This is a genomic window from Blautia sp. SC05B48 (genome assembly GCF_005848555.1).
Taxonomy (GTDB): domain Bacteria; phylum Bacillota; class Clostridia; order Lachnospirales; family Lachnospiraceae; genus Blautia_A.
Genome location: NZ_CP040518.1, coordinates 3,473,201 through 3,497,149, shown reverse-complemented (window position 1 = coordinate 3,497,149; position 23,949 = coordinate 3,473,201). Strand labels below are relative to the sequence as shown.

17 protein-coding genes are annotated in these 23,949 nt (G+C 44.4%); 12 read left to right on the top strand and 5 right to left on the bottom strand.

What is annotated here, in order from left to right; translation table 11 throughout:
• Positions 1-75: 75 nt before the first annotated feature.
• The 3 genes from EYS05_RS16340 to EYS05_RS16330 form a co-directional block, all read right to left on the bottom strand.
• Positions 76-1,062, bottom strand: coding sequence for a 2-hydroxyacid dehydrogenase (locus EYS05_RS16340; RefSeq protein WP_110104269.1), 987 nt, complete (start codon positions 1,060-1,062; stop codon positions 76-78).
• 240 nt (positions 1,063-1,302) lie between these two features.
• The gene (gene aroA, locus EYS05_RS16335; RefSeq protein WP_110104270.1) at positions 1,303-2,577 is read right to left on the bottom strand and encodes a 3-phosphoshikimate 1-carboxyvinyltransferase; all 1,275 of its coding nucleotides are present in this window, start codon (positions 2,575-2,577) and stop codon (positions 1,303-1,305) included.
• A gap of 71 nt (positions 2,578-2,648) precedes the next feature.
• Positions 2,649-3,740 (bottom strand): prephenate dehydrogenase, encoded by a 1,092-nt coding sequence (locus EYS05_RS16330; RefSeq protein WP_110104271.1) that lies wholly within the window; start codon positions 3,738-3,740, stop codon positions 2,649-2,651.
• A gap of 318 nt (positions 3,741-4,058) precedes the next feature.
• On the opposite strand from EYS05_RS16330, the gene EYS05_RS16325 reads away from it, so the two are divergent.
• The 6 genes from EYS05_RS16325 to EYS05_RS16300 all read left to right on the top strand — a co-directional run bounded on the left by EYS05_RS16325 (position 4,059) and on the right by EYS05_RS16300 (position 12,253).
• Positions 4,059-4,781 carry a phosphatase gene (locus tag EYS05_RS16325; protein WP_110103914.1) on the top strand — a complete coding sequence of 241 codons (723 nt, stop codon included), beginning with the start codon at positions 4,059-4,061 and terminating at the stop codon, positions 4,779-4,781.
• Between the two features lie 149 nt (positions 4,782-4,930).
• Positions 4,931-7,021 (top strand): elongation factor G, encoded by a 2,091-nt coding sequence (locus tag EYS05_RS16320; RefSeq protein WP_110103913.1) that lies wholly within the window; start codon positions 4,931-4,933, stop codon positions 7,019-7,021.
• A gap of 158 nt (positions 7,022-7,179) precedes the next feature.
• Entirely contained in the window at positions 7,180-7,350 is a 171-nt protein-coding gene (locus EYS05_RS16315; protein ID WP_015525206.1) for a hypothetical protein, read from the top strand.
• A gap of 23 nt (positions 7,351-7,373) precedes the next feature.
• The gene (locus tag EYS05_RS16310; protein WP_243119165.1) at positions 7,374-8,354 is read left to right on the top strand and encodes a LacI family DNA-binding transcriptional regulator; all 981 of its coding nucleotides are present in this window, start codon (positions 7,374-7,376) and stop codon (positions 8,352-8,354) included.
• Positions 8,355-8,570: 216 nt separating this feature from the next.
• Positions 8,571-10,247: a glycoside hydrolase family 13 protein gene (locus EYS05_RS16305; protein WP_118515383.1), complete on the top strand. Its 1,677-nt coding sequence runs from the start codon at positions 8,571-8,573 to the stop codon at positions 10,245-10,247.
• A gap of 14 nt (positions 10,248-10,261) precedes the next feature.
• Positions 10,262-12,253 (top strand): glycoside hydrolase family 31 protein, encoded by a 1,992-nt coding sequence (locus EYS05_RS16300; protein ID WP_138277563.1) that lies wholly within the window; start codon positions 10,262-10,264, stop codon positions 12,251-12,253.
• Between the two features lie 216 nt (positions 12,254-12,469).
• Here EYS05_RS16300 and EYS05_RS16295 read toward each other — a convergent pair whose 3' ends face one another.
• Positions 12,470-13,699, bottom strand: a complete 1,230-nt coding sequence (locus EYS05_RS16295; RefSeq protein WP_110103906.1) for a dicarboxylate/amino acid:cation symporter — start codon at positions 13,697-13,699, stop codon at positions 12,470-12,472.
• A gap of 248 nt (positions 13,700-13,947) precedes the next feature.
• Between EYS05_RS16295 and leuS the strand changes: the two genes are divergently transcribed.
• The 6 genes from leuS (at position 13,948) to EYS05_RS16265 (ending at position 21,950) form a co-directional block, all read left to right on the top strand.
• Positions 13,948-16,368, top strand: a complete 2,421-nt coding sequence (leuS, locus tag EYS05_RS16290; RefSeq protein ID WP_138277562.1) for a leucine--tRNA ligase — start codon at positions 13,948-13,950, stop codon at positions 16,366-16,368.
• 348 nt (positions 16,369-16,716) lie between these two features.
• Complete coding sequence (locus EYS05_RS16285) at positions 16,717-18,078, top strand: radical SAM protein (protein ID WP_118515391.1); 1,362 nt, start codon at positions 16,717-16,719, stop codon at positions 18,076-18,078.
• 91 nt (positions 18,079-18,169) lie between these two features.
• Complete coding sequence (locus EYS05_RS16280) at positions 18,170-18,826, top strand: TVP38/TMEM64 family protein (protein ID WP_138277561.1); 657 nt, start codon at positions 18,170-18,172, stop codon at positions 18,824-18,826.
• A 78-nt stretch (positions 18,827-18,904) separates the two neighbouring features.
• Positions 18,905-20,191: a chloride channel protein gene (locus EYS05_RS16275; protein ID WP_118624820.1), complete on the top strand. Its 1,287-nt coding sequence runs from the start codon at positions 18,905-18,907 to the stop codon at positions 20,189-20,191.
• A gap of 149 nt (positions 20,192-20,340) precedes the next feature.
• Positions 20,341-20,544 carry a hypothetical protein gene (locus EYS05_RS16270; RefSeq protein ID WP_118515397.1) on the top strand — a complete coding sequence of 68 codons (204 nt, stop codon included), beginning with the start codon at positions 20,341-20,343 and terminating at the stop codon, positions 20,542-20,544.
• Between the two features lie 167 nt (positions 20,545-20,711).
• Complete coding sequence (locus tag EYS05_RS16265) at positions 20,712-21,950, top strand: AGE family epimerase/isomerase (protein ID WP_138277560.1); 1,239 nt, start codon at positions 20,712-20,714, stop codon at positions 21,948-21,950.
• A 176-nt stretch (positions 21,951-22,126) separates the two neighbouring features.
• Here EYS05_RS16265 and EYS05_RS16260 read toward each other — a convergent pair whose 3' ends face one another.
• Positions 22,127-23,878, bottom strand: a complete 1,752-nt coding sequence (locus tag EYS05_RS16260) for an Rqc2 family fibronectin-binding protein (protein WP_138277559.1) — start codon at positions 23,876-23,878, stop codon at positions 22,127-22,129.
• Positions 23,879-23,949 lie beyond the last annotated feature (71 nt).

Sequence of the window (23,949 nt, the reverse complement as noted above, 5' to 3'; positions counted from 1 at the left end):
AGAACAAAATAAGACCCCCGGATACAGATAAACGATCAGTATCCGGGGGATTTTGCGTGTCAGGGCTGAGAATGATCAGTGGACCAGATTCTTCATTTCAGCTCCATCCATAAAAGCTTTTGCGTTTTCCAGGGTTGTCTCCGCAATATTGGTCAGTGCTTCTACCGTAAAGAATCCCTGATGTGAGGTCATGGTCACATTTGGGAAGGACAGAAGACGCTGGATCGTGGAAGTAGGAAGAATGCTGCTTGACATGTCTTCATATACATATGCGGATTCTTCTTCGTAAACATCCAGACCAACAGCGAAGAATTTGTGATCACGGATACCTGCGATCAGATCATCTGTTTTGATCAGTCCACCTCTGGAGGTATTTACAAGGATCACACCATCTTTCATTTTTGCAATAGTTTCGGAGTTGATCAGATGCTCTGTTTCCGGAGTCATCGGACAGTGCAGACTGATCAGATCACTGGTGGAAAGGAGTTCGTCCAGTGAAACATACTCCAGAAAGTCAAGATTTTTATTAGGGAAAAGATCATAAGCAATTACTTTCATGCCAAAGCCGCGACAGATTTTTGCCATTGCCTGACCGATTTTTCCGGTGCCGATGATGCCGGCAGTTTTCTGATAAAAGTTAACGCCCATGAGACCGTTCAGTGCAAAGTTATTTTCACGGCATTTGATATATGCCTTATGGGTGTGCCGGTTGGCGGTAAGGGCCAGTGCCATGGCGTGTTCGGCAACTGCTTCCGGAGAATAACCGGGAACACGTGCCACCTGGATCCCACATTTTGCTGTAGTTTCCAGATCAACATTATTGTATCCGGCACAGCGCATCAGGATCAGTTTTACACCCTGGCGGTGAAGCTCCTCAATGACCGGTGCGCCGAGATCTGCATTTACAAATGCACAGATGGCATCGTAGCCGTGGGCAAGAGCTGCGGTTTCTTCATGGATATTTGCTTCAATGAATTTAATTTCAATACCTGGATAAGATGGAAGCAGCTTCTCAAAAAAATCCCTATCGTAGCTCTTGGTGTCATAAAACAAAATTTTCATAATCGTTGCTCCTCTCTGGAAATAATTATTTTCCGAAAAAATAATACCATAATAGTAGGAATTTGGAAAGTGGGAAAAGCAATAAAATTTATCAAAAAAATGGTTTTATTTTGGGATTATAGTATCCATAATAAATAAAAATTATACGAAATACAAAAAAAGAGAGCATTTTATGCACTGTCATCTGATGGAACAGATGTTGTGATACATGAAAATGCTCTCTGTCTGGATAAAAGATAATTATTCTGCCAGACTATAAAGATCGGAATAGAATTCCGGATAGGAGATGTTGACACATTCTCCGTTTTTGATGGAAAGTGCTCCCTCACAAAGCAGTCCTGCTACTGCAAAAGACATAGCTACACGGTGATCCAGATGAGAATCGATCTCTGCGCCATGAAGGGCTTTTCCACCATGAATGATCATGCCATCTTCGGTTGCCTGGATATCTGCGCCCATTTTCCGAAGATTTTCTGTCATAACCTGGATGCGGTCGGACTCTTTGACACGAAGCTCCTGTGCATCCCGGATAACCGTGGTTCCTTCTGCAAAAGCTGCCATAACGGCGATCATCGGAAGTTCATCGATCAGAGTAGGAATGATCGCACCTTCTATTGTGGTTCCGTGAAGAGCAGAGGAGCGGATCAGAAGATCGGCAGTAGGTTCGCCCTCTGTGGTCTTGTTGAGAAGAGTGATATCTGCTCCCATGGCCCTGCATACACGAAGGATACCGTCACGGGTCGGGTTGATTCCCACATTTTTCAGAAGGATCTCACTGTTGGGAACAAGAAGACCAGCTGCGATAAAATAAGCTGCAGAAGAGATATCCCCCGGAACCAGGAGCTCACGTCCGTAAAGAGATGGATCCGGTTTGATGGATGCTGTTGTTTCTTTTGAGGTTACATCGGCGCCAAAGTAATTCAGCATGATCTCCGTGTGATTTCTGGAAAGGACCGGTTCTGTTACACGAGTAATGCCGTCAGAGTACATTCCGGCAAGAAGTACGCAGGATTTTACCTGGGCAGATGCTACCGGAGAATTGTAGTGGATGGCATGGAGCTTTCTTCCGGAGATCTTAAGCGGTGCACATCCGTTTCCGTTGAGACTTATGATATCGGCACCCATTTGGGAAAGCGGAGTCATGATCCGTTTCATAGGGCGTTTCTGGATGGAAGCATCGCCGGTAAGCTCTGATACAAAGTTCTGTCCTGCAAGGATCCCGGAGATGAGACGGGTGGTAGTGCCGCTGTTGCCGACATCAAGAGTCTCTGATGGAGCACTGAGACCATGGAGACCTTTTCCGTGGACCAGGATCTCTCCTTCTGTATTTTCAATGTTAATACCCATTTTCCGGAAACAGGAAATAGTTGAGAGACAGTCTGCGCCCTCCAGAAAATTTGTGATCCTGGTAGTGCCTTCTGCAAGAGAGCCGAACATGACAGCTCTGTGAGAAATGGATTTATCTCCGGGAATGGCGAGAGAACCGGATAATTTCTTAGCTTTTTTGATTTCCATATTAGTACCTGCCTGTATTGTTATTTTTGAAATACATGGCAGCAGATCGGATATCTGCTGCCGTTTATATATCAGCGTTCGCAGATCTTGTAATTACGTTTTGTAAGAAGCACTTTAGCCTGCTCCAGGGCTGCGTCTGTATAAAATTCGATCTTCAGAACGCCATCTTCAAATTCTCGGTTGTGGATAATACCGATATTTTTGATGTTGACCTTTTCTGTTGCAAGGATGGTTGCAATGGTTGCAATGGCACCGGCCTCATCTGCCACATCAATATAAAGGACATAGGAGCGGGGGATCAGGCTGTTGTCTATAATGTCAATGGAGTCACGGTAATCCTTGGAGCTTGCAAACATGTCAAAGATGTTGTCAGCTTCTTTGTTGTCAATGGAACAGCGGATCTGGATCAGCATACGGATAAATTCATCCAGAACCGTGGAAATGTTTTTCTGATTTTCCAGACAGATCTGTTCCCACATAACCGGTGAAGAAGAGGCAATACGTGTGATATCACGGAAACCGCCGGCTGCGATCATTTTCATATACTGGGCGTCGTTATCCAGAAGATTTACAAGATTTACGAGAGCAGAGGCTACAATATGAGGAAGGTGGCTGACTCCTGCCGTGATGAAATCATGTTCTTCTGCAGTGATAACAAGGGGGATCGCACCAAGAGAGGAGATCAGTTCTGTGAAATCAGAAATTTTTTCCAAAGCAACTTCTCCTCCCGGAGTGATGATATAGTAAGCATTTTCCAGGAGATGATCACTGGAATTGGAAAAACCGCTGCGTTCGGAGCCTGCCATTGGATGACCGCCGATGAAGCGTCCTTCAAGTCCGAGCTCGGTTACTTTTTCGTGGATAACGTTTTTTACACTGCCTACATCTGTGAGGATACAGTTCTCTCCAAGAGAAGCTTTGATCTTTTCCATGTATTCCACATTGAATTCTACAGGTGCACAGAGAAAAAGATAATCACAGTTATATAACTGTTCATCTTCAATATCACAGATCCCGTTGATCACGTTTAAACTGACCGCCTCTGCCAGAGCGCTTCTGTCTTTGTCAAAGGCAATCAGGCGATAATCCGGGTGAAATTTTCGTATGGTTTTGGCAATGGAGCCGCCAATCAGTCCAAGGCCGATAAAACCTATGGTTTTCATAGTACTTCAGAGTCCTTTCAGGTTACTTTTTACTTTTATTCTTTAATAGTGTAAATCACGGCTATATTGTAAAAGAAAGTGTGAAAAATGTCAACAAATGTTAGAGGAAACAGGAAGGCCATTTTTATAGCTGTTTACCGTAATGTTTTGCGAATAGGGAAGAGTAATAGAAAGTTACTGTTCATTGGTAATATTCCGCGAAGCGTGTTGCTGAGAACGGAGTGAACAGTAACAATAGAAAAAGGCTTGAGAAATCAGAGATTTCGGACGTATAATATAATAAGAAAAAACAATATAAGATACAGAGGAGAATTTAGCATGAAATATCAGTCAGTAATGGATCTTCACACACACACCGTAGCCAGCGGACATGCATACTGCACACTTCGCGAGATGGCCAGGGCTGCTTCCGATAAAGGTCTTGAACTCCTGGGGATCACAGAGCATGCACCGAAAATGCCGGGAACCTGTCATAAGTTTTATTTTCAGAATATAAAGGTGGTACCCCGTGAAATGTATGGGATCCAGCTGCTTCTGGGTTCGGAGGTGAATATCCTGGATGCGGCGGGAACGGTAGATCTTGAGCAGAAAACCCTGGAGAAGCTGGACGTGGTCATTGCAAGTCTTCATGTTCCATGCATCAGACCAGGCAGCAGGCAGGAGAATACGGAGGCCTATCTTAATGCTATGAAGAATCCGTGTGTCAATATCATCGGACATCCGGATGACGGAAGATACGATATCGATTATGAGGCGCTTGTACAGGGAGCCAGAGAATACGGTAAAGTCCTGGAACTGAACAACCACTCCATGGACCCTGACTGTAACCGTGAGAATGCAGTGGAGAATGATACCATCATGCTGGAATACTGCAAAAAATATCGGGTACCTGTGGTTATGGACAGTGATGCCCATTTTGACCTTCTGATCGGGGAGTTTGATCTTGCCAGAGACCTTCTGACCAAACTGGATTTTCCGGAAGAGCTGGTACTGAACCGTTCTGTGGATGCCGTGAAAAAGTATGTAAACCGGAAATTCTGAAAGAAAGACGACTGTTCTGTATTAATTGACGGTAATGCGAAAAATTTTCTGAAAAAAAGTTGTCAAAATTGAATAAAATACTTGAAATTTGCATGGAAATTTAGTAAAATGTGAACATATTAAGTAAGACAAACAGGGAGGTATTACATATGGACGTTTTCAGAACAGACCGAATCAGAAATGTAGTCCTATTAGGTCATGGTGGCGCAGGCAAAACAACACTGGCTGAGGCAATGGCTTATCTGGCAGGTATGACGAGCAGACTCGGACGTGTTGAGGATGGCAATACTGTCAGCGATTATGACAAGGAAGAAATAAAGAGACATTTTTCCATCACAACTTCTCTGATCCCGGTACCATGGGACAAGATGAAGGTAAATGTACTGGATACTCCCGGATACTTCGATTTTGTGGGAGAAGTTGAAGAGGCAGTCAGCGCCGCAGATGCAGCGATCATCGTTGTTTCCGGTAAGGCCGGTGTCCAGGTAGGAACACAGAAAGCATGGAATCTCTGCGAGAAATATAAGCTTCCGCGAATGATCTTTGTTACAGATATGGACGTGGATGATGTCAGCTATCGTGAGGTCGTGGAAGAGCTGACAGAGCTGTACGGCAAGAGAATCGCTCCTCTTCATTTCCCAATCCGTGAGGATGGTAAGTTTGTAGGTTATGTCAATGTTGTGAAGCAGGCAGGAAGAAGATATATTGACAAGGCCGGCAAGGAAGAATGCCCGGTTCCGGATTATCTGACAGAATATCTTGAGAAATATCATGAAACTCTGATGGAGTCTGTTGCAGAGACAAGCGAAGAGTTTATGGACCGTTATTTCGAGGGAGATACCTTCTCCGTAGCAGAGATTTCCGCAGCTATTGCAACCAATGTACAGGATGGAAGTATTGTTCCGGTATGCATGGGATCACCGGTGAACCTTCGCGGTGTATCTAACCTTTTGGATGATATCTGCGGTTACTTCCCAAGCCCAAGCGGACGTTCCTGCAATGGTATCGCACAGAAGACTAACGAGATCTTTGAGGCCAATTATGACTTTGCCAAGGCAAAATCTGCCTATGTATTTAAGACCATCGCGGATCCGTTCCTTGGTAAATATTCTCTGATCAAGGTATGCTCCGGTGTGCTGAAATCCGATGATACACTTCTTAATGTAGAGAAGGGAACAGAGGAGCGTGTAAACAAGCTTTATGTCATGGAAGGTTCCAAACCGATCGAAGTTCCGGAGCTTTTTGCAGGGGATATCGGTGCCATCGCCAAGCTTGGCAGTGTACAGACCGGTGACAGCCTTGCAACCAAGGCGAATCCGATCCTTTATCCAAAGGCTATACTTTCCACGCCATATACATACAAGAGATTTAAGGCAGTGAAGAAGGGTGACGAGGATAAGATCGCACAGTCCCTTGCCAAGATGATGACAGAGGACAGAACATTGAAGGTTGTCAATGACAGTGCAAACCGTCAGAGTCTGATCTACGGTATGGGTGATCAGCATCTGGATATCGTTGTCAGCAAGCTGAAGGAGCGCTATAAAGTGGATGTGGAGCTTTCCAAACCGAAGGTTCCGTTCCGTGAAACACTTCGTAAGAATTCAGATGTGGAAGGCAAACATAAGAAACAGTCCGGCGGACACGGACAGTATGGCCACGTTAAGATGCGCTTTGAGCCATCTGGTGATCTGGAGACACCTTATGTATTTGAGCAGGTAGTTGTAGGTGGTGCAGTTCCGAAGAACTACTTCCCGGCTGTTGAGAAGGGACTTCAGGAATGTGTTCTGAAGGGACCTCTGGCTGCATATCCAGTCGTTGGTGTGAAGGCAACCCTTTACGATGGATCTTATCATCCGGTAGATTCTTCTGAGATGGCGTTTAAGATGGCAACTATCCTTGCCTTCAAGAAGGGCTTTATGGAAGCTTCTCCTGTACTTCTTGAGCCGATCATCTCCATGAAGGTTACAGTTCCGGATAAATATACCGGTGATGTTATGGGAGATCTGAACAAGAGACGTGGTCGTGTTCTCGGAATGAATCCGGATCACGAAGGAAATACCATCATTGAGGCAGATGTTCCGCTTCTTGAGATTTATGGTTATTCCACAGTCCTTCGTTCCATGACCGGTGGAAGCGGAGATTTCTCCTATGAATTTGCACGCTATGAGCAGGCTCCTAATGATATCCAGGAGAAAGAGATCGCGGCACGCGCAAGCAAGATTGACAGTGCTGACGAATAAACAGAGAGATCCTTTAAGGCAGAATAAAGAGTTGACAGGCTGCAGCATTTGCTGTAGCCTGTTTTTAGGTGCATTTGAAAATAAGCAGTCAGAGAAACGAATTGTGCTCATACAGGTTATTGAAGCATGAGCAAAAAGAAAAGAGAGAGGACAAAAAAATGTTAGTATGTGATTATATCGTGGAACAGATTGACGGAGATTATGCACATCTGAAGCGTGTGGATCAGCCGGAGGAGGAACTGAAAGTGGTTGCCAGAGCATTACTTCCGGCAGAAATCTATGAGGGCTGTGAGCTTCATTATGAGCTGATGCAGTATTCAATGAAATGATAAGGCTGCAGGATATCGCGGATATGGCAGGTGTCAGTCGTACAACCGTATCTAATGTGATCAATGGAAATACAAAACGGGTTTCACAGAGTACCATTGACCGGATCACGGCGATCCTGAAGGAGCAGAATTCTGTTCCCCACATGGGATCTGTGATGCTATCAGGACACGGCTCAAGGATCATTGGAGTGGTTCTTGGTTTTTCCTTCATTCATGGTATGCAGTCTCTGCAGGATTCTTTTGTGGGAGAGATCACAGGAACGCTGCAGGTCGAAGCAGAAAACAGAGGCTATTATATTATGCTCATTGGCGGTGAACGGATCGATAATGTGGTAGATATGGCATCCCGTTGGAATGTGGAAGGTCTTATCATTATAGGGTATAATGAAGAACAGTATCACCAGCTTTCCAGAAAGCTGAATAAAAAAATGGTATTGATCGATGCCTATCCGAAGGGCGGATATAGCTTTCAGAATGTAGGAGTGGATGATTATTCCGGCGGATATCAGATCGGGGAATATCTGTATTCCTGTGGATACCACCGGGCACTTTTTGTTGCGGAAACAGAGCAGGACAGTGATTATGCCAGATGGCTTGGATTCAAACAGGCTATGGAAAAAAATGGCGGCTTCTGCAGCCGCTCCCGCTATGTGGTGGTTCCCCAGGAACCCCGGCGCAGACTGAAAAAATATGAAGAGCTGCTGCCTCATTTTCTGGAGACAAAGGCTCTGGCATTTTCTTCGGATTACACAGCTGTGGAGGCCATCAATTTTTTTACAGACAAGGGAATCCGGATTCCGGATCAGATTTCCATTACCGGCTTTGATGATAATTTTTATGCGCAGATCGTCAGGCCAAAGCTGACCACTATTCATCAGGATATTCATCAGAAAGCAGTTCTGGCCCTGCGGAAGCTGCTTCTTATGGCAGAGGGAAAGGAACCTGCCGAAAAAAATGTAAAAAGCCCTGTCTGGCTTGTAAAGAGAGATTCTGTAAAAGAGTAGCAGGATCTCTTTTTTATGTTGTGATGACTTTTCCTGGCGCCTTTCCGGAATGTGGTGGGAATTCTTTCGCCGTACAGCAGTGCTTTATTGTTAAAACTGCATAAAAAAAACAGAAAAGTTTGGCAGTAATTTAAGTTTCACGAGAAACCTGTTGATTTTAAAGGGTGGATAGGATATGCTGATTTCAGAATCAACAGAAAAAGGAGGCCATTTATCATGAAAAAAAGCTGGTGGAAAGAAAGCGTGGTATATCAGATCTACCCGAGAAGTTTTAAGGATAGCAACGGAGACGGAATTGGTGATATTCCCGGGATTATAGAAAAACTGGACTATCTGAAAGAACTGGGAGTAAATGTTCTCTGGATCTCACCCATGCTGGAATCTCCGCAGGACGACAATGGCTATGATATTTCCGATTATCGTAGGATCTATAAAGAATATGGAACCATGGAGGATTATGAAAAACTTCTTGAAGAAGCGCATAAACGGGGCATTAAGATCCTCATGGATCTGGTCGTAAACCATACTTCCGACGAACACAACTGGTTTATTGAAAGCAGGAAATCCAAAGATAATCCTTACAGGGATTACTATATCTGGAGAGAGCCGGTGAATGGAAAAGAACCGAATAACTGGGGAAGTGTATTCGGAGGACCTGCATGGGAGTATGATCCTCAGACAGAGATGTATTATCTTCACCTGTTTTCCAGAAAACAGCCGGATCTGAACTGGGAAAATGAAAAGGTCCGTCAGGAAGTTTATGATATGATGAATTTCTGGTGTGAAAAAGGAATCGACGGTTTCCGAATGGACGTGATCAGCATGATCTCCAAGGATCAGTCATATCCGGATGGAGAAATGAACGGAGGATTATACGGTGATTTCGGTCCTTACTGCGTCCATGGCCCGAGGATCCATGAGTTTCTTCAGGAAATGAACAGAGAAGTTTTATCCCGATATGATGTGATGACAGTTGGAGAAACCTCCGGTGTGACTATCGAAGAGGCACAGAAATATGCAGGTGAGGACAGGAATGAGCTGAACATGGTATTTCAGTTTGAGCATGTAGAGGGACAGGGATCAGAACATGGCAAATGGACTACTGAGAAATACGATTTCCAGGAATTTAAAAAGGTTATGATTAAATGGCAGGAAGAGCTTGCGGGAAAAGCATGGAACAGTTTGTTTCTTGGAAATCATGACCAGCCAAGAAGTGTTTCCAGATTTGGAAATGATAATCCGGCATACAGGGAAACTTCAGCCAAGATGCTGGCAACCTGTCTTCATATGATGCAGGGAACTCCTTATGTTTATCAGGGAGAAGAGCTTGGAATGACCAATGCTTATTTTACAGAGCTTAAGGATTATCGTGATATCGAGAGCATTCAGTATTTCCATGAATATACAGAAGCAGGTATTTATACACCGGAATACATGATGAAGTGCCTGATGCTGAGAGGACGTGACAATGCCAGAACACCAATGCAGTGGGAGGATTCTCATCAGGCCGGCTTTACGGAGGGAACGCCATGGATCAGGGTAAACTCCAATTATAAGGAGATCAATGCGAAGCAGCAGCTTTCAGACCCGGATTCTATTTTCCATTATTATCAGAAGCTGATCCGTTTAAGAAAAGAAAAACCGGTGATCGTTTACGGTGCTTTCGAGGCACTTTACAGAGATCATGATCAGATTTTTGCATATACCAGAACTCTTGAGGGAGAGAAGCTTCTCACAGTCTGCAATTTCAGTGAGCATGTGGCAGAAATGGAAATTCCGGAAGAATTTCAGAAAAATGCAGAATGTCTGATCACAAATCTTGGAAGAAAGGATTTTGGAAAGAAAGTGGTCCTGAAACCTTATGAGGCATTTGTTCTTTACAGAAATCTGTAACAGGAGAGGGAAAAATGATAAAAAAATATGTATATGGAGAGCCCTTTGAGACTGAGGCACTGACAGAAAACATTGAGACAGCAGAAGGAAAGCCAGGATATGGAGAAATCTGTGCAGAAGATGGATTTTCTTTTACTTATATCATGGATGAAGAGGATATCGTTTATGGATTGGGAGAATCCAACCGCGGTATCAACAAGAGAGGATTCATTTACACCAGTAACTGTACCGATGATCCGGAGCATACAGAGGATAAACATTCCCTGTACGGTGCACATAATCTTATCATTGTGTCCGGAAAAGAAACCTTTGGAATGTTTTTTGACTATCCGGCAGCGATCACCTTTGACATTGGCTATACCAGAATGGATACCATGAAGGTAACCTGCGAAAATGCAGACCTGAAGCTTTATGTGATCGAAGGGGAGAGTCCCTATGATATTGTAAAGCAGTTCCGTCATGTGATCGGAAGAAGCTATATCCCGCCGAAATTTGCCTTTGGATTTGGCCAGAGCAGATGGGGCTATACTACAAAAGAGGATTTCCGGAAGGTTGCAGCTGGATATCGTGAAAATCATATTCCCATTGATATGATCTATATGGATATCGATTATATGCAGTCTTATAAGGACTTTACATTAAGTGAAGAGAATTTTCAGGATTTTCCGGAATTCGTAAAGGAACTGAAGAATCAGGATATCCGTCTGATCCCGATCATCGATGCCGGCGTCAAAGTAGAGCCGGGATACGATGTTTATGAGGAGGGTGTCAAAAACCGCTACTTCTGCCAGAGAGAGGACGGCAGTGATTTTGTAGCTGCTGTATGGCCGGGTGATACTCATTTTCCGGATGTGTTGAACAAAGATGCCAGAAAATGGTTCGGTGACAAATACCGTTTTCTGATCGAGAAGGGAATCGACGGTTTCTGGAACGATATGAACGAGCCGGCGATCTTCTATTCCACAGAGGGAATAAACGAGGTCAAAGAGCTTGCAGGAGAATTTGCAAAAGATACGGAAGGAAAGATCCATATCTGGAAGATGCAGAGCGCACTTCGCAATGCAGCAAACAATCCTGAAGATTATCGGAGATTTTACCATAATGTGAATGGCAGAAAGATCCGCCATGACAAAGTCCATAACCTGTTTGGCTACAATATGACCAGAGCAGCAGGGGAGGCTTTTGAACGGATCGATCCGGAAAAACGTTTTCTGATGTTTTCCAGATCATCTTATATTGGTATGCATCGCTACGGAGGAATCTGGACCGGCGATAATAAATCCTGGTGGGCTCATATCCTTTTGAACCTGAAGATGATGCCATCTCTGAATATGTGTGGTTTCCTGTATGCGGGAGCAGATCTGGGCGGATTTGGCGCTGATACAACAAGAGAACTGCTGCTTCGTTTCCTGGCGCTTGGAGTATTCACACCGCTGATGCGTGATCATACAGCGATTGGTACCAGAGAGCAGGAATGCTACCAGTTCGAAAATGTGGAAGATTTCCGTCATGTGATCGGTGTAAGATATCGTCTTATTCCATATCTTTACAGTGAATATATGAAGGCTGCTCTGAACGATGATATGTATTTCCGGCCGTTGGGCTTTGTTTACCCGGAGGATAAGATTGCCGTACATGTGGAGGATCAGCTGCTTCTTGGAAATGAGATCATGATCGCTCCGGTTTATGAACAGAACGCAAGAGGCCGTTATGTATATCTTCCGGAGGAGATGAAATTTGTGAAATTCCTTCCGGACGGAACCATTGCAGAGGAGATCCTGGAAAAAGGTGTACATTATGTGGAAGTGGCACTGAATGAGATCCCGCTGTTTATCCGGAAGGGGAAATGTATTCCGGTTGCAGAAGCAGCGGAATATGTGGCAGCTCTGGATACAAAAAATATGCAGCTTCTCGGATATGAAGGTGCGGAGTATACCTTATATGAAGACGATGGAATCCATAAGGATTACGACAGAGAAGAAAATTACCGTGTTCTGAAAAAATAAAGTCAGCAAAATGAAATATAAATTTCTGTGTTACATCATTTACGTTAGACATTATAAAGAATACAGGATGTGAACAGTTGATAAACAGAAAAGCCGTAAGTATATGTGAAAGTTTCTTAAACATATATCTTACGGCTTTTCTGCTGTTACTTTACATAAAATATCTTATGTAAAGTAATTTGCGTTCTGTTTAAATAACACTTCAGAAAAATCTGTTTATGCTTCTTCCTCAATCTTGATAACATTTTTCAGTACAGAGCAGCATGCCATGTCACCGATAACATTGACGCAGGTGGCGCCCATATCACAGAGGGTATTGATGCTGATATAAACACCAAGAACTCCGGCAGGAAGTCCGGCCATAGTTGCCAGTGCTGCGAAAGATGCGATAGCGCCACCGGGAACACCTGGAGTACCAACGGAAAGCAGTACGTTTGCAAGAAGGATAATGATCATAAGAGGAATACTTACATGGATCCCGCAGGCGTTTGCAAAGAACATGATCATAAAGGACATCAGGATAGATACAGCATCCATATTAACGGTAGCACCAAGAGGAATGGCGATGCTGGTGATCTGGTTGGATACGCCCATTTCTTCTTCCATACACTGCTTGCTTAATGGAATGGTTGCGGAGCTTGAGCAGGTTCCGAAGGCGTTCAGTGCTGCCGGCAGGATCGCTTTCAGGAATCTCAGCGGACTCTGTTTGCCGATCAGCTTTACAGAGAGACCGTACACTACAATAGCGAAGCCAAAGAATGCCACATACAGAATAACAAGCTGTGTTGCAAGGGAAATGATCGTTTCAGTTCCGTTGGCTTCCACAACCGGTACGATGGTACAGAAAACACCGATGGGTGTAAAGTACATGATGGTTGTGATGATCTTCAGGCATACTTCATTGACGGAATCAATCAGATTCAGGAATGGAGTTCCTTTTTCACCGACTGCGATCAGTGTGAAACCGATGATCAGGGCAAACACCAGAACCTGGAGCATGTTTCCGTCAGCAAATGCGGCGATTGGGTTGGAAGGGATCAGGTTTTTCAGGGTATCAAGGATACTGCTCATTTCTGTAGCCTGGATGTCTGCCGTTGCCATCTCAAATTTGACTCCCTCTCCGAGATGGATCAGTCTCGGGATGATCAGTCCGCACAGGCTGGCAAGTGCCGTTGTGCAGAGAAAATAGATCATGGATGCTGCAGTGATCTTGCCGGTAGTACGTGCGTTTCCGATGGAACAGATCCCAATGACAATGGAACAGAAGACCATGGGAAAGATCATCATGTTCAGGGCGTTCATGTAGATACTTCCGATCAGACTGGTCACAGTGAGGACAGGTTCAAACCGTCCGGCCAGGAAAAGCCCTGTGAGAATACCCAGGATCAGTCCTGTAAAGATCGCACCGGTAATATGCTTCCGGTACCAGGAATAAAAAGATTTCATTTATGCGTTCCCTCCTAAGATAAATATGTATGTATAATATAGGAAAATACATGCAGGAAATTATATCATGTGAAAAAAGAAGCGTCAACTAAACCAGGCCAGGATTGCAGGTTCATGTATATTTTGATGGAAAAGGGCTGTTTTTGGATTTTTGTTTGACAAATACATCATAAGTAGTTAAAATTAATAGCAGTGTGTGAAAGCATTAAAGTATTAATACTGAGTAATTTGTCAGGAGGAATAAAAAAATGGCTGCACCTTATAACCATAGAGCCATCGAAGCGAAATGGCGCACAAACTGGGAGAAAAAGCCGGTAAATGTCAATGATGGCAAGAAACCGAAATACTACTGTCTGGATATGTTCCCGTATCCGTCCGGAAACGGTCTTCATGTAGGACATTGGAGAGGCTATGTGATCTCTGATGTATGGAGCCGCTATAAAATGCTCCAGGGTTATTACCTGATCCACCCGATGGGATGGGACGCTTTTGGTCTCCCGGCTGAGAACTATGCTATCAAGATGGGTGTTCATCCGGCAGTATCTACAGCAGCAAACATCAAAAATATCAAACGTCAGATCAACGATATCGCAGCAATCTATGACTGGGATATGGAGGTTAACACAACAGATCCGGAATTCTATAAATGGACACAGTGGATCTTTGTAAAAATGTTCAAAGAAGGTCTTGCATATGAGAAGGAGTTCCCGATCAACTGGTGCCCTTCCTGTAAGACAGGTCTTGCAAATGAAGAGGTTGTAAACGGATGCTGCGAGCGTTGTGGTACTTCGGTTACCAAAAAGAACCTCCGTCAGTGGATGCTCCGCATCACAAAATATGCAGACAGACTTTTAAGTGATCTGGATAAACTGGACTGGCCGGAGAAGGTTAAAAAGATGCAGACAGACTGGATCGGCAAATCCTACGGCGCAGAGGTCGATTTCCCGGTTGAGGGAAGAGAAGAGAAGATCACGGTCTATACAACAAGACCGGATACTCTTCATGGAGCAACATTCATGGTACTTGCACCGGAGCATGCTCTTGCAAAGTCTCTTGCAACAGACGAGACAAGAGAGGCTGTAGAGAAATATATCTTTGATGCTTCCATGAAATCCAATGTAGACCGTCTTCAGGATAAAGAGAAGACCGGTGTGTTCACAGGTACTTATGCGATCAATCCGCTGAATGGCGAAAAGCTTCCGATCTGGCTTTCCGACTATGTTCTGGCAGATTATGGTACAGGTGCTATCATGTGTGTACCTGCTCATGATGACCGTGACTTTGAGTTCGCAAAGAAATTCGATATTCCGATCATCCAGGTTATCGCAAAAGACGGTAAAGAAATTCAGAATATGACAGAAGCTTACACAGAGGCTTCCGGAACCATGATCAACTCCGGTGAGTGGAACGGAATGGAATCTTCCGTACTGAAGAAGGAAGCACCGCATATCATCGAGAAGCTGGGTATTGGACGTAAGACTGTCAACTATAAACTGAGAGACTGGGTATTCTCCCGTCAGCGTTACTGGGGTGAGCCGATCCCGATCGTACACTGCCCGAAATGCGGTGCGGTACCGGTACCGGAGGATCAGCTTCCGTTAAGACTTCCGGAGGTAGAAAGCTACCAGCCGACAGGAACCGGAGAGTCACCGCTTGCAGCTATTGACGAGTGGGTAAATACCACATGCCCGTGCTGTGGTGCTCCTGCAAAACGTGAGACAAACACCATGCCTCAGTGGGCAGGATCTTCCTGGTATTTCCTCCGTTATGTAGATAGTAAGAATAATAAAGAACTGGTTTCCAAAGAGAAAGCTGATAAATATCTGCCGGTAGATATGTATATCGGTGGTGTAGAGCATGCTGTTCTTCATCTTCTGTACTCCAGATTCTACACCAAGTTCCTGTATGATATCGGAGCTATTGATTTCGATGAGCCGTTTGTTAAGCTGTTCAACCAGGGTATGATCACAGGCAAAAACGGAATCAAGATGAGCAAATCCAAAGGAAATGTTATTTCACCGGATGATCTTGTAAATGATTACGGATGTGATTCCTTACGTATGTATGAGCTGTTCGTAGGACCGCCGGAACTGGATGCAGAATGGGATGACAGAGGAATCGATGGTGTATCCAGATTCCTGAAACGTTTCTGGACACTGGCTCTTGACAGCATTGAGAAAGATATCCCGGCTACCAAGGAGATGGAGAAGACTCGTCATAAGATGGTGTATGATATCACCAGCAGACTTGAAGCATTCAGCCTGAATACTGTAGTGTCCGGATTTATGGAATACACAAACAAGCTGATCGCTATCGCAAAGCAGAATGACGGTGCTGTTGACAAAGAAACCATCGAGACAGTTACCATTCTTCTTGCGCCATTTGTTCCTCATATTGCAGAGGAGATCTGGGAGAAGCTTGGTCATGAGGATTCCATTTTCCATGCACAGTGGCCGGCTCACGATGAGGAGCTTATGAAGGATGATGAGATCGAGGTTCCGGTTCAGATCAACGGCAAGACCAAGGCTGTTATCAGTATTCCGGCAGAGATATCCAAAGAAGATGCGATTGCCGAAGGAAAGAAGGCAGTTGCAGATAAGATCTCCGGAAATATCATCAAAGAGATCTATGTACCGAAGAAGATCATCAATATCGTAGTAAAGAAATAAGATATATTAAAAACACCCGAAGCAGGGCGGAATATTTTTTCTGCCTTTGCCAGGGTGTTTTTTTGTGGAGAAACATCATGAAAACAGTAAGTATGCACAAAAATAACAAATGTTATTTAGCGAAGATGTTAATAATATTTAGGCATTTTAACAGATTTGCCTAATTTTTGGTCATACCAATTATATTGTCTATTGTTATTCAAATGAAAAAAACGTACAGTAACACCATGAGTCAGGCAAAGACCGAGAGATGGCTTTGCTGCTCAAAATGCAGTGTGACGGAATGAGGATGTCCGTTTAGCTGTATCTGCATATCTACATATTGAGAGAAATAAGGAGAGAGATAGTATGAGCGCAATGAATACACTTAAGAAATTCGGACTTGAACAGGCATTCAACTATGTTTACAAAGATCCGGATAAGAATTTTATCAAGATCATGGACTGGGCAGATAAATTTTCCGGTGGTGGATTTCCTACACAGAGAGCGATGATCCGCGAAGCCATTTCCAATCCGGAACATCCGTATTATCCATTTATTCATAGATTGGTAACTGATATTGATCCACATGTTATGAAAACTCTGGCTGCAAACTTCTTTATCAATGCAAACCTTGCAGGCTGGCCGAGACAGGATGAATGCCGTAAAAAATATGGCTGTAATATTCCGTGGGCGATCCTTCTTGATCCTACAAGTGCCTGTAATCTGCACTGTACAGGATGCTGGGCAGCAGAGTATGGAAACAAGCTGAACCTCACTTATGATGAGATCGATGATATTATCCGCCAGGGTAAAGAGCTTGGTGTTTATATGTATATTTATACAGGAGGAGAACCTCTTGTAAGAAAAAAAGATCTGATCCGTCTTTGCGAGAAGCATAATGACTGTATCTTCCTTTCTTTCACAAATGCAACACTGATCGATGAGGATTTTGCAAATGATATGCTTCGGGTAGGAAACTTTGTTCCTGCGATTTCACTGGAAGGATTTGAGACTGCAACAGATGGCAGAAGAGGAAATGGTGTATACCAGAAGGTTATCAGGGCAATTAATCTCCTCAGAGAAAAGAAGCTTGTTTTTGGTATCTCCGCATGTTACACAAGTGCGAATTTTGCATCCATTACATCTGAGGAGTTTTATGACAGCCTGATCGATCTTGGAGCGTACTTTATCTGGTATTTCCATTACATGCCGGTTGGAAATGATGCTGCACCGGAGCTGCTCCCAACACCTGAACAGAGAAGAGAAACTTATGAGCGTATCCGTAGATACCGTGCAACAAAGCCGTTGTTTGCCATGGATTTCCAGAATGATGCAGAGTTTGTGGGAGGATGTATTGCAGGCGGCCGTCGCTATCTGCATATCAATGCAAACGGCGATATCGATCCATGTGTGTTTATCCATTATTCTGATTCCAATATCCGCGAAAAAACACTTCTGGAAGCACTGCAGTCTCCGATGATGATGGCATATCATGACGGACAGCCGTTTAATGACAATATGTACCGTCCATGCCCGATGCTTGAAAATCCGCAGAAGCTGAGAGAAATGGTAGAAAAATCCGGAGCACATTCCACAGATCTTCAGTCACCGGAGAGTGCGGAGCATCTCTGTGCGAAATGTGACCGGTATGCTGAAAACTGGAAGCCGGTAGCAGAGGAAATGTGGAAGGAAGACCAGGAGAGAAAGGCAGCGAAGAAAGGCTGCTGATCCTGAAACTTAAAAAAGCAGAACTTATGAAAGAGCACGGTACCGGAAACAGGTGCCGGTGCTCTTTTTTTGAAAACGGAGGGATCAGACCATGAAAAAAATGATTGATAACATCAGAAAATATCTGCCGGTGGTGCTCTTTCTTGTATTTCTCCTTTTCTGTATCCGTTATAGAGAGGATCTGTCTGTGAGAAGGATCTTAAGCTATACACCGGAGGAACCTGTTAAGGCTGCATTACTTATGCTTGGGCTTTATGCAGTGAAAAGTATTTCTTTTATATTTCCAATTGCGATCCTGCAGCTTGCTGTAGGGCATCTGTTTTCTACAGGAACAGCACTTCTGGTGAACTTTCTGGGAAGAGCAGTCACATTGGCACTTCCATATTGGATGGGACGCTTCTCAGGTGCATCCATGGTGGAAAGTCTTACAGCTAAATATCCGAAGCTGAGAACAGTAGTAGATTACCAGAACGGAAATTCCCTGTATATTTCATTTTTTATGCGGACATTGAACTTTTTACCGGGAGATGCTGTGAGTCTGTTTCTCGGAGCTGAAAAGATCCCATTTGAAACCTATATGGCAGGTGGCATGCTTGGAACGCTGCCGGGAGTTATTCTCGCTACAATATTTGGAGCAAATATCAAAAATCCGAAGTCTCCGGCATTCTGGCTCTCCGCAGTGCTTCTTGTGATGATCAGTGTATTCTCGATCCTGATACACAGGCATATTTCCCGGAAGAAAAAATAACAGGGCTTTCTCTTCCTGCTTTTACTGAGAGGAAAAATGTAGTATAATGCAGACAGTAAAGAAAAGAAGGGAAAGAACATGGGGATAGATCATAACAAAAGATTAAAGGAACATTTATATTATTACAGTGCAAGAATCAGCCGGGATATGTCAAATCTGATCAAGTGGCTGGTTCTTGCTGTCATTACAGGATGTATCGTAGGAGCTGCCAGCACACTGTTTTCTTTTACGTTGAAGGCAGTAACCGGTTACCGGAAGGCTCATGAATGGATTTTTCTTTTGCTTCCGTTATCCGGCCTTGTCATTGTATTTTTGTATGAGAAGCTTGGAAAAGAGGATGGAGGGACCAATCAGGTTCTTTCTACCGTGCGTTCCAGAGATAATGTGCCGATCCTTTCTGCACCACTGATCTTTATCACAACGGCACTGACTCATCTTACCGGTGGTTCTGCGGGACGTGAGGGAGCAGCGATCCAGCTTGGAGGAAGTATTGCCAACCAGCTTGGAAGATGGATCCATCTGGACGAGGAGGACCGTCATGTAATTGTCATGTGCGGCATGAGCGCGGCGTTTTCCGCATTGTTTGGAACACCGATGGCAGCGGCAGTTTTTGCGCTGGAAGTGGTTAGTGTGGGAGTGATGTACTATGCGGCACTGATGCCATGTATGATCGCGTCACTGGTCGCTTCCGGATTTGCAGCCGGAATGGGAGTCACGCCGGAAAGTTTTCATGTGACAGATATTCCGGCACTGACTGTGGAAACTGGCCTGAAAATGGGAGTGATCGCTCTGGGCTGTGCAGTTGTCAGCATTATGTTCTGTATTGCCCTGAATGGTGCAGCAGGACTTTATGGCAGATGGTTTAAGAATAAATATGTCAGGGTTGCAGTGGGTGCCTGCCTGGTCATTGTTGTCACCTTTATTCTGAGAACAGATGAATATATGGGCGCTGGTGCGGAGCTTATTGAAAAAGCGGTGGAAAACGGACAGGCGGGTACTTTCGCCTTTTTCTGGAAAATGGTGCTTACTGCACTGACTATGCGTGCAGGATTCCGTGGGGGAGAGATCGTACCTTCTTTCTGCATCGGAGCCACCTTTGGCTGTGTGATGGGTAATCTCATGGGAATTTCTCCGTCAATCTGTGCAGCCTGCGGAATGGCAGCAGTTTTCTGCGGTGTGACCAACTGTCCGATCACTTCGATCCTGATTGCTTTTGAAATGTTTGGATTTAAAGGAGTATCCTTCTATCTGATCGCAGTATCTATCAGCTATGCGGCATCGGGGTATTATGGCCTTTATAAGGACCAGACCATTGTGTACTCAAAATATAAAGCAAAATATGTGAACCGGCATACCAGATTCTGATATAGAGCGAAATATGAAAGGGCGTGTGTATACTGGCATAATATCCTATGGAATACCGCATGGACATGTCTGGAAAATATCTGGACATCTGCGGAAATCTGATGTAATATATTAAACGTTAGTATTTACAGAAAGGCAGATTTTGAAGTATGGAAGAGAAGATTCTTGATTTTATCATGGAGTATGCACAGAAGAATGAGGGAGTTCCGTTTCAGGTGATCGAGGAGAATTTTAATATCGTTATGGATGATAAGCTGAAAGATATCATCAGTGATGCGATCTGGGACAGGGATAATGTTTCCGATGTGATCACAGAAAGTGACCGTTATGTGATCACCTGTTTTGAAGATTAATACAGGGCTGTCTGCGACCGCTGCGGTAATGGAATTAAGAAGTCTGAATATGAGGAGAATGCGTATGTGGCATTCTCCTTTTTTATTAGTCTGCCAGAATAATCTAAAAGAATTGAAGTTCCCCAAAAAGAATGATATCCTAAAGAAAAACAGATGGGGTGGTTGAAATGAACAGCAAATATGAGATTAACACAAAAGAAAACCGGGAATTCCTGAAAGCATCCTGTGAGGATCTTTTGAATTTCGGACATCGGTTTCCTTCACCGAATGGAGGTTCCTATTATCTGGGGGACGACGGAACACCATGGAAGGACAGAAACCGGGAAACCTGGATCACCTGTCGTATGGCTCATGTATACAGTCTGGGTCTGATGCTTGGCCATGAGGGAAGCGGAGAACTTGCGGATGCGGCATTGAAAGGTCTGAGGGGAGAGCTTCACGATGAAAAAAACGGTGGCTGGTATGCAGGTGTAACACCGGAAGGAGATATTGTGCCCAATAAACAGTGTTATGCCCATGCATTTGTGATCCTAGCTGCATCTTCCGCACTGACAGCCGGAAGGTCCGGGGCGGAGGAACTCCTTGAGGAGGCTCTGGCTGTTTATGATCAGTATTTCTGGAATGAAGAGGAGGGGCTGGCCTGCGATACCTGGAATACGGAATTTACCGTGCTGGATGATTACCGTGGATTAAATGCCAATATGCACACGGTAGAGGCTTTTCTGGCAGCTGGAGATGTTATTGGAGATAAGAAATATCATATCCGTGCAGGCAGGATCATTGATCATGTAATTGGATGGGCAGAAGATAATAGCTGGAGGATTCCGGAACATTTTACGAAGGAATGGGTGGCAGATCTTGACTGCAACCGTGACCGTCCGGATGATCCGTTCAAGCCATATGGAGCGACACCGGGCCATGGAATCGAATGGGCAAGACTGATCACACAGTGGGCACTTGCAAACTGCGGAGAAGAGAAAGAAAAACTGGAAAAATATCTCCAGGCAGCAGAGAAACTTTACACAACAGCAATAAAAGACGGCTGGAATGCAGATGGTGCACCGGGAATTGTATACACGACAGATTGGAATGGCAAACCGGTGGTACGTGACCGTATGCACTGGACTCTTGCAGAAGCGATCAATACCTCTGCAGTTCTTTATCATGTGACCGGTAAGGAGAAATATGCGAAAGATTATGCTGAGTTTATGAAGTACCTGGATGAAGTGGTCATGGATCACGAAAACGGTTCCTGGTTTCACCAACTGGATGAGACAAATCATCTGAAGGAAACTGTATGGCCGGGAAAATCCGATCTGTATCATGCGTTGCAGTCCACACTGATCCCGTATCATAAAGCAGATACATCCATTGCACCGGCAGTGGAGAAAAAACTGGAGATCTGAACAAAATCGTTTTGTGATTTTTGTTCATGAGCATATAACGAAGCGGAGTGCGAATGTCCACTGAAAACATAAAAAACCTTCCTGTGTTTACAGAAAAATTTCTCAGGACAGATACTTGCAGAGATACAGGTATCCTGTCTTGGAGAAATACGAGAACACAGGAAGGTTTTTTTAGTTTACTCCGTGACCTCTTTCAGATCCGAAATATCCGGAGAAGCCATGAGAGAATAATTGGTGTAATAAACAACGAAACCGGGTTTTGCACCGGCAGGTTTTTTTACATGTTTTTTCTGGATATAATCGATCTCTACCTTGGGAGCAGAGTGCCCTTTGGAGTACCAGGCTGCCAGGCGTCCTGCTTCTTCGAAGGTACGGTCCGGAAGTTCACCATCTTTAGTGCGGACGATCACATGGGAACCAGCCATCTTCTTTGCATGGAACCACCAGTCATTTCCGGTTGCAAACTTGAAAGTCAGCTCATCATTCTGGAAATTGTTTTTTCCCACATAGATATCAAAACCGTCACTGGATATGTAGTGGAGCGGTTTGGATTTTGGCTGGGCTTTCTGGCCTTTTTTGTTAGTGTAGTGGCGTTTGATATAGCCGTACTCAGTGAGCTCTTCCTTGATCTGGGAAAGGTCACTTTCGGATCTGGCGATATCCAGAGCATTGGAGATAGATTCCAGATGAGAGATCTCACTTTCCGTATCTGCGATCTGTTCTGTGACGGCTTCCTCTGTACGCTTCAGCTTTCCGTATTTATCAAAATATTTCTTGGAATTCTGTGCCGGTGTCAGTGTCGGGTCAAGAGGAATAGTGATCTCCTCATTGGTGTAATAGTTCAGTGCCTTAAAGGATCTGCAGCCTTCCTCAAGCCCGTATCCGTAGGTGTTGATCAGTTCACCGTAGACCTTGAATTTATCTTTTTTTGCAGTATCATTCAGCTGCTTTTTCTGGATGTTGTATTTTTTTCGGTTACGTTCCAGAGCGGTCTGTACTACACGGCGAAGATCGGAGGATTTCTGGTGGATGCGTGTCAACAGACTCTTGGTAGCATAATAAGTCTCCAGCATAACAGAAACACTGTCAAAGGTTTCGCTGCGGTATTCACTGCCAAACTGCTGATAAGGAAAGACACCGTATTCCACAGGCTCCTCTCCGCGGTAGACAATATTCGGGGTGAATTCTCTGTTCCGGATCTGCTCCATAAGGCGGAGAAAGGTATGATAAAGATGGGTGCAGGCTGTCTCATCCAGGGACTGTGCTGCATCGCTTCCGTCAATGGATGCACGGTAGCAGATCTCCTCAGCCATTACCGGGCTCATACCTGTGAGTGAAGTGTAAAGTGCCTTGGAAATATTCACAGGTTTTTTACAGATGTGCTGTGTGAACTCCTCCTCGGAAACAGTCAGCGGATTTTCTTTATCCCTGGTATTGGGAATGAAATATTCTCTTCCGGGAAGAACCTCACGGACAGAGCTCATATGGGAAGAGACATGCTTGATGCTGTCCAGGATCATTCCTTTTTCGTCACAGAAGATGATGTTGCTGTGCTTGCCCATCAGCTCCATGATCAGACGCTTTCTGCAGGGATCCCCCAGCTCATTAAGATGCTCCAGCTCAAATTCCACCACACGCTCCATTCCAGGCTGCTTCACATCAAGGATACGGGCGCTTCCGATGTGCTTTCTGAGAAGCATGCAGAAGTTCGGTGCAGTTAAAGGACTGATACGGTTCTTATCTGTAAAATAGATCAGAGGAAGGGATGCGCTTGCACTTAAGAGAAGACGTTTCTGTCCATTTGCGCCTTTTCCTGTGATCAAAAGTTCATCGTTTTCCGGCTGGGCGATTTTATTGATACGTCCGCCTTTTAAATTATCATCAATCTCTGCCACGAGAGCAGAAACTGTAATTCCGTCAAATGCCATGATTTTACCTCCATTTCAGTTGCTGTTCACTCCGTTCACAGCAACTCATTTCAACATCGATCATTATAACA

Excerpts from the sequence above, each read along its gene's own strand:
- EYS05_RS16320 (WP_110103913.1), top strand. The coding sequence starts at position 4,931 with ATGGACGTTTTCAGAACAGACCGAATCAGAAATGTAGTCCTATTAGGT.
- EYS05_RS16305 (WP_118515383.1), top strand. The coding sequence starts at position 8,571 with ATGAAAAAAAGCTGGTGGAAAGAAAGCGTGGTATATCAGATCTACCCG.
- EYS05_RS16260 (WP_138277559.1), bottom strand. The coding sequence starts at position 23,878 with ATGGCATTTGACGGAATTACAGTTTCTGCTCTCGTGGCAGAGATTGAT.
- EYS05_RS16295 (WP_110103906.1), bottom strand. The coding sequence starts at position 13,699 with ATGAAATCTTTTTATTCCTGGTACCGGAAGCATATTACCGGTGCGATC.
- leuS (WP_138277562.1), top strand. The coding sequence starts at position 13,948 with ATGGCTGCACCTTATAACCATAGAGCCATCGAAGCGAAATGGCGCACA.
- aroA (WP_110104270.1), bottom strand. The coding sequence starts at position 2,577 with ATGGAAATCAAAAAAGCTAAGAAATTATCCGGTTCTCTCGCCATTCCC.
- EYS05_RS16275 (WP_118624820.1), top strand. The coding sequence starts at position 18,905 with ATGGGGATAGATCATAACAAAAGATTAAAGGAACATTTATATTATTAC.
- EYS05_RS16270 (WP_118515397.1), top strand. The coding sequence starts at position 20,341 with ATGGAAGAGAAGATTCTTGATTTTATCATGGAGTATGCACAGAAGAAT.
- EYS05_RS16325 (WP_110103914.1), top strand. The coding sequence starts at position 4,059 with ATGAAATATCAGTCAGTAATGGATCTTCACACACACACCGTAGCCAGC.
- EYS05_RS16310 (WP_243119165.1), top strand. The coding sequence starts at position 7,374 with ATGGCAGGTGTCAGTCGTACAACCGTATCTAATGTGATCAATGGAAAT.
- EYS05_RS16285 (WP_118515391.1), top strand. The coding sequence starts at position 16,717 with ATGAGCGCAATGAATACACTTAAGAAATTCGGACTTGAACAGGCATTC.
- EYS05_RS16340 (WP_110104269.1), bottom strand. The coding sequence starts at position 1,062 with ATGAAAATTTTGTTTTATGACACCAAGAGCTACGATAGGGATTTTTTT.
- EYS05_RS16315 (WP_015525206.1), top strand. The coding sequence starts at position 7,180 with ATGTTAGTATGTGATTATATCGTGGAACAGATTGACGGAGATTATGCA.
- EYS05_RS16330 (WP_110104271.1), bottom strand. The coding sequence starts at position 3,740 with ATGAAAACCATAGGTTTTATCGGCCTTGGACTGATTGGCGGCTCCATT.
- EYS05_RS16280 (WP_138277561.1), top strand. The coding sequence starts at position 18,170 with ATGAAAAAAATGATTGATAACATCAGAAAATATCTGCCGGTGGTGCTC.
- EYS05_RS16265 (WP_138277560.1), top strand. The coding sequence starts at position 20,712 with ATGAACAGCAAATATGAGATTAACACAAAAGAAAACCGGGAATTCCTG.
- EYS05_RS16300 (WP_138277563.1), top strand. The coding sequence starts at position 10,262 with ATGATAAAAAAATATGTATATGGAGAGCCCTTTGAGACTGAGGCACTG.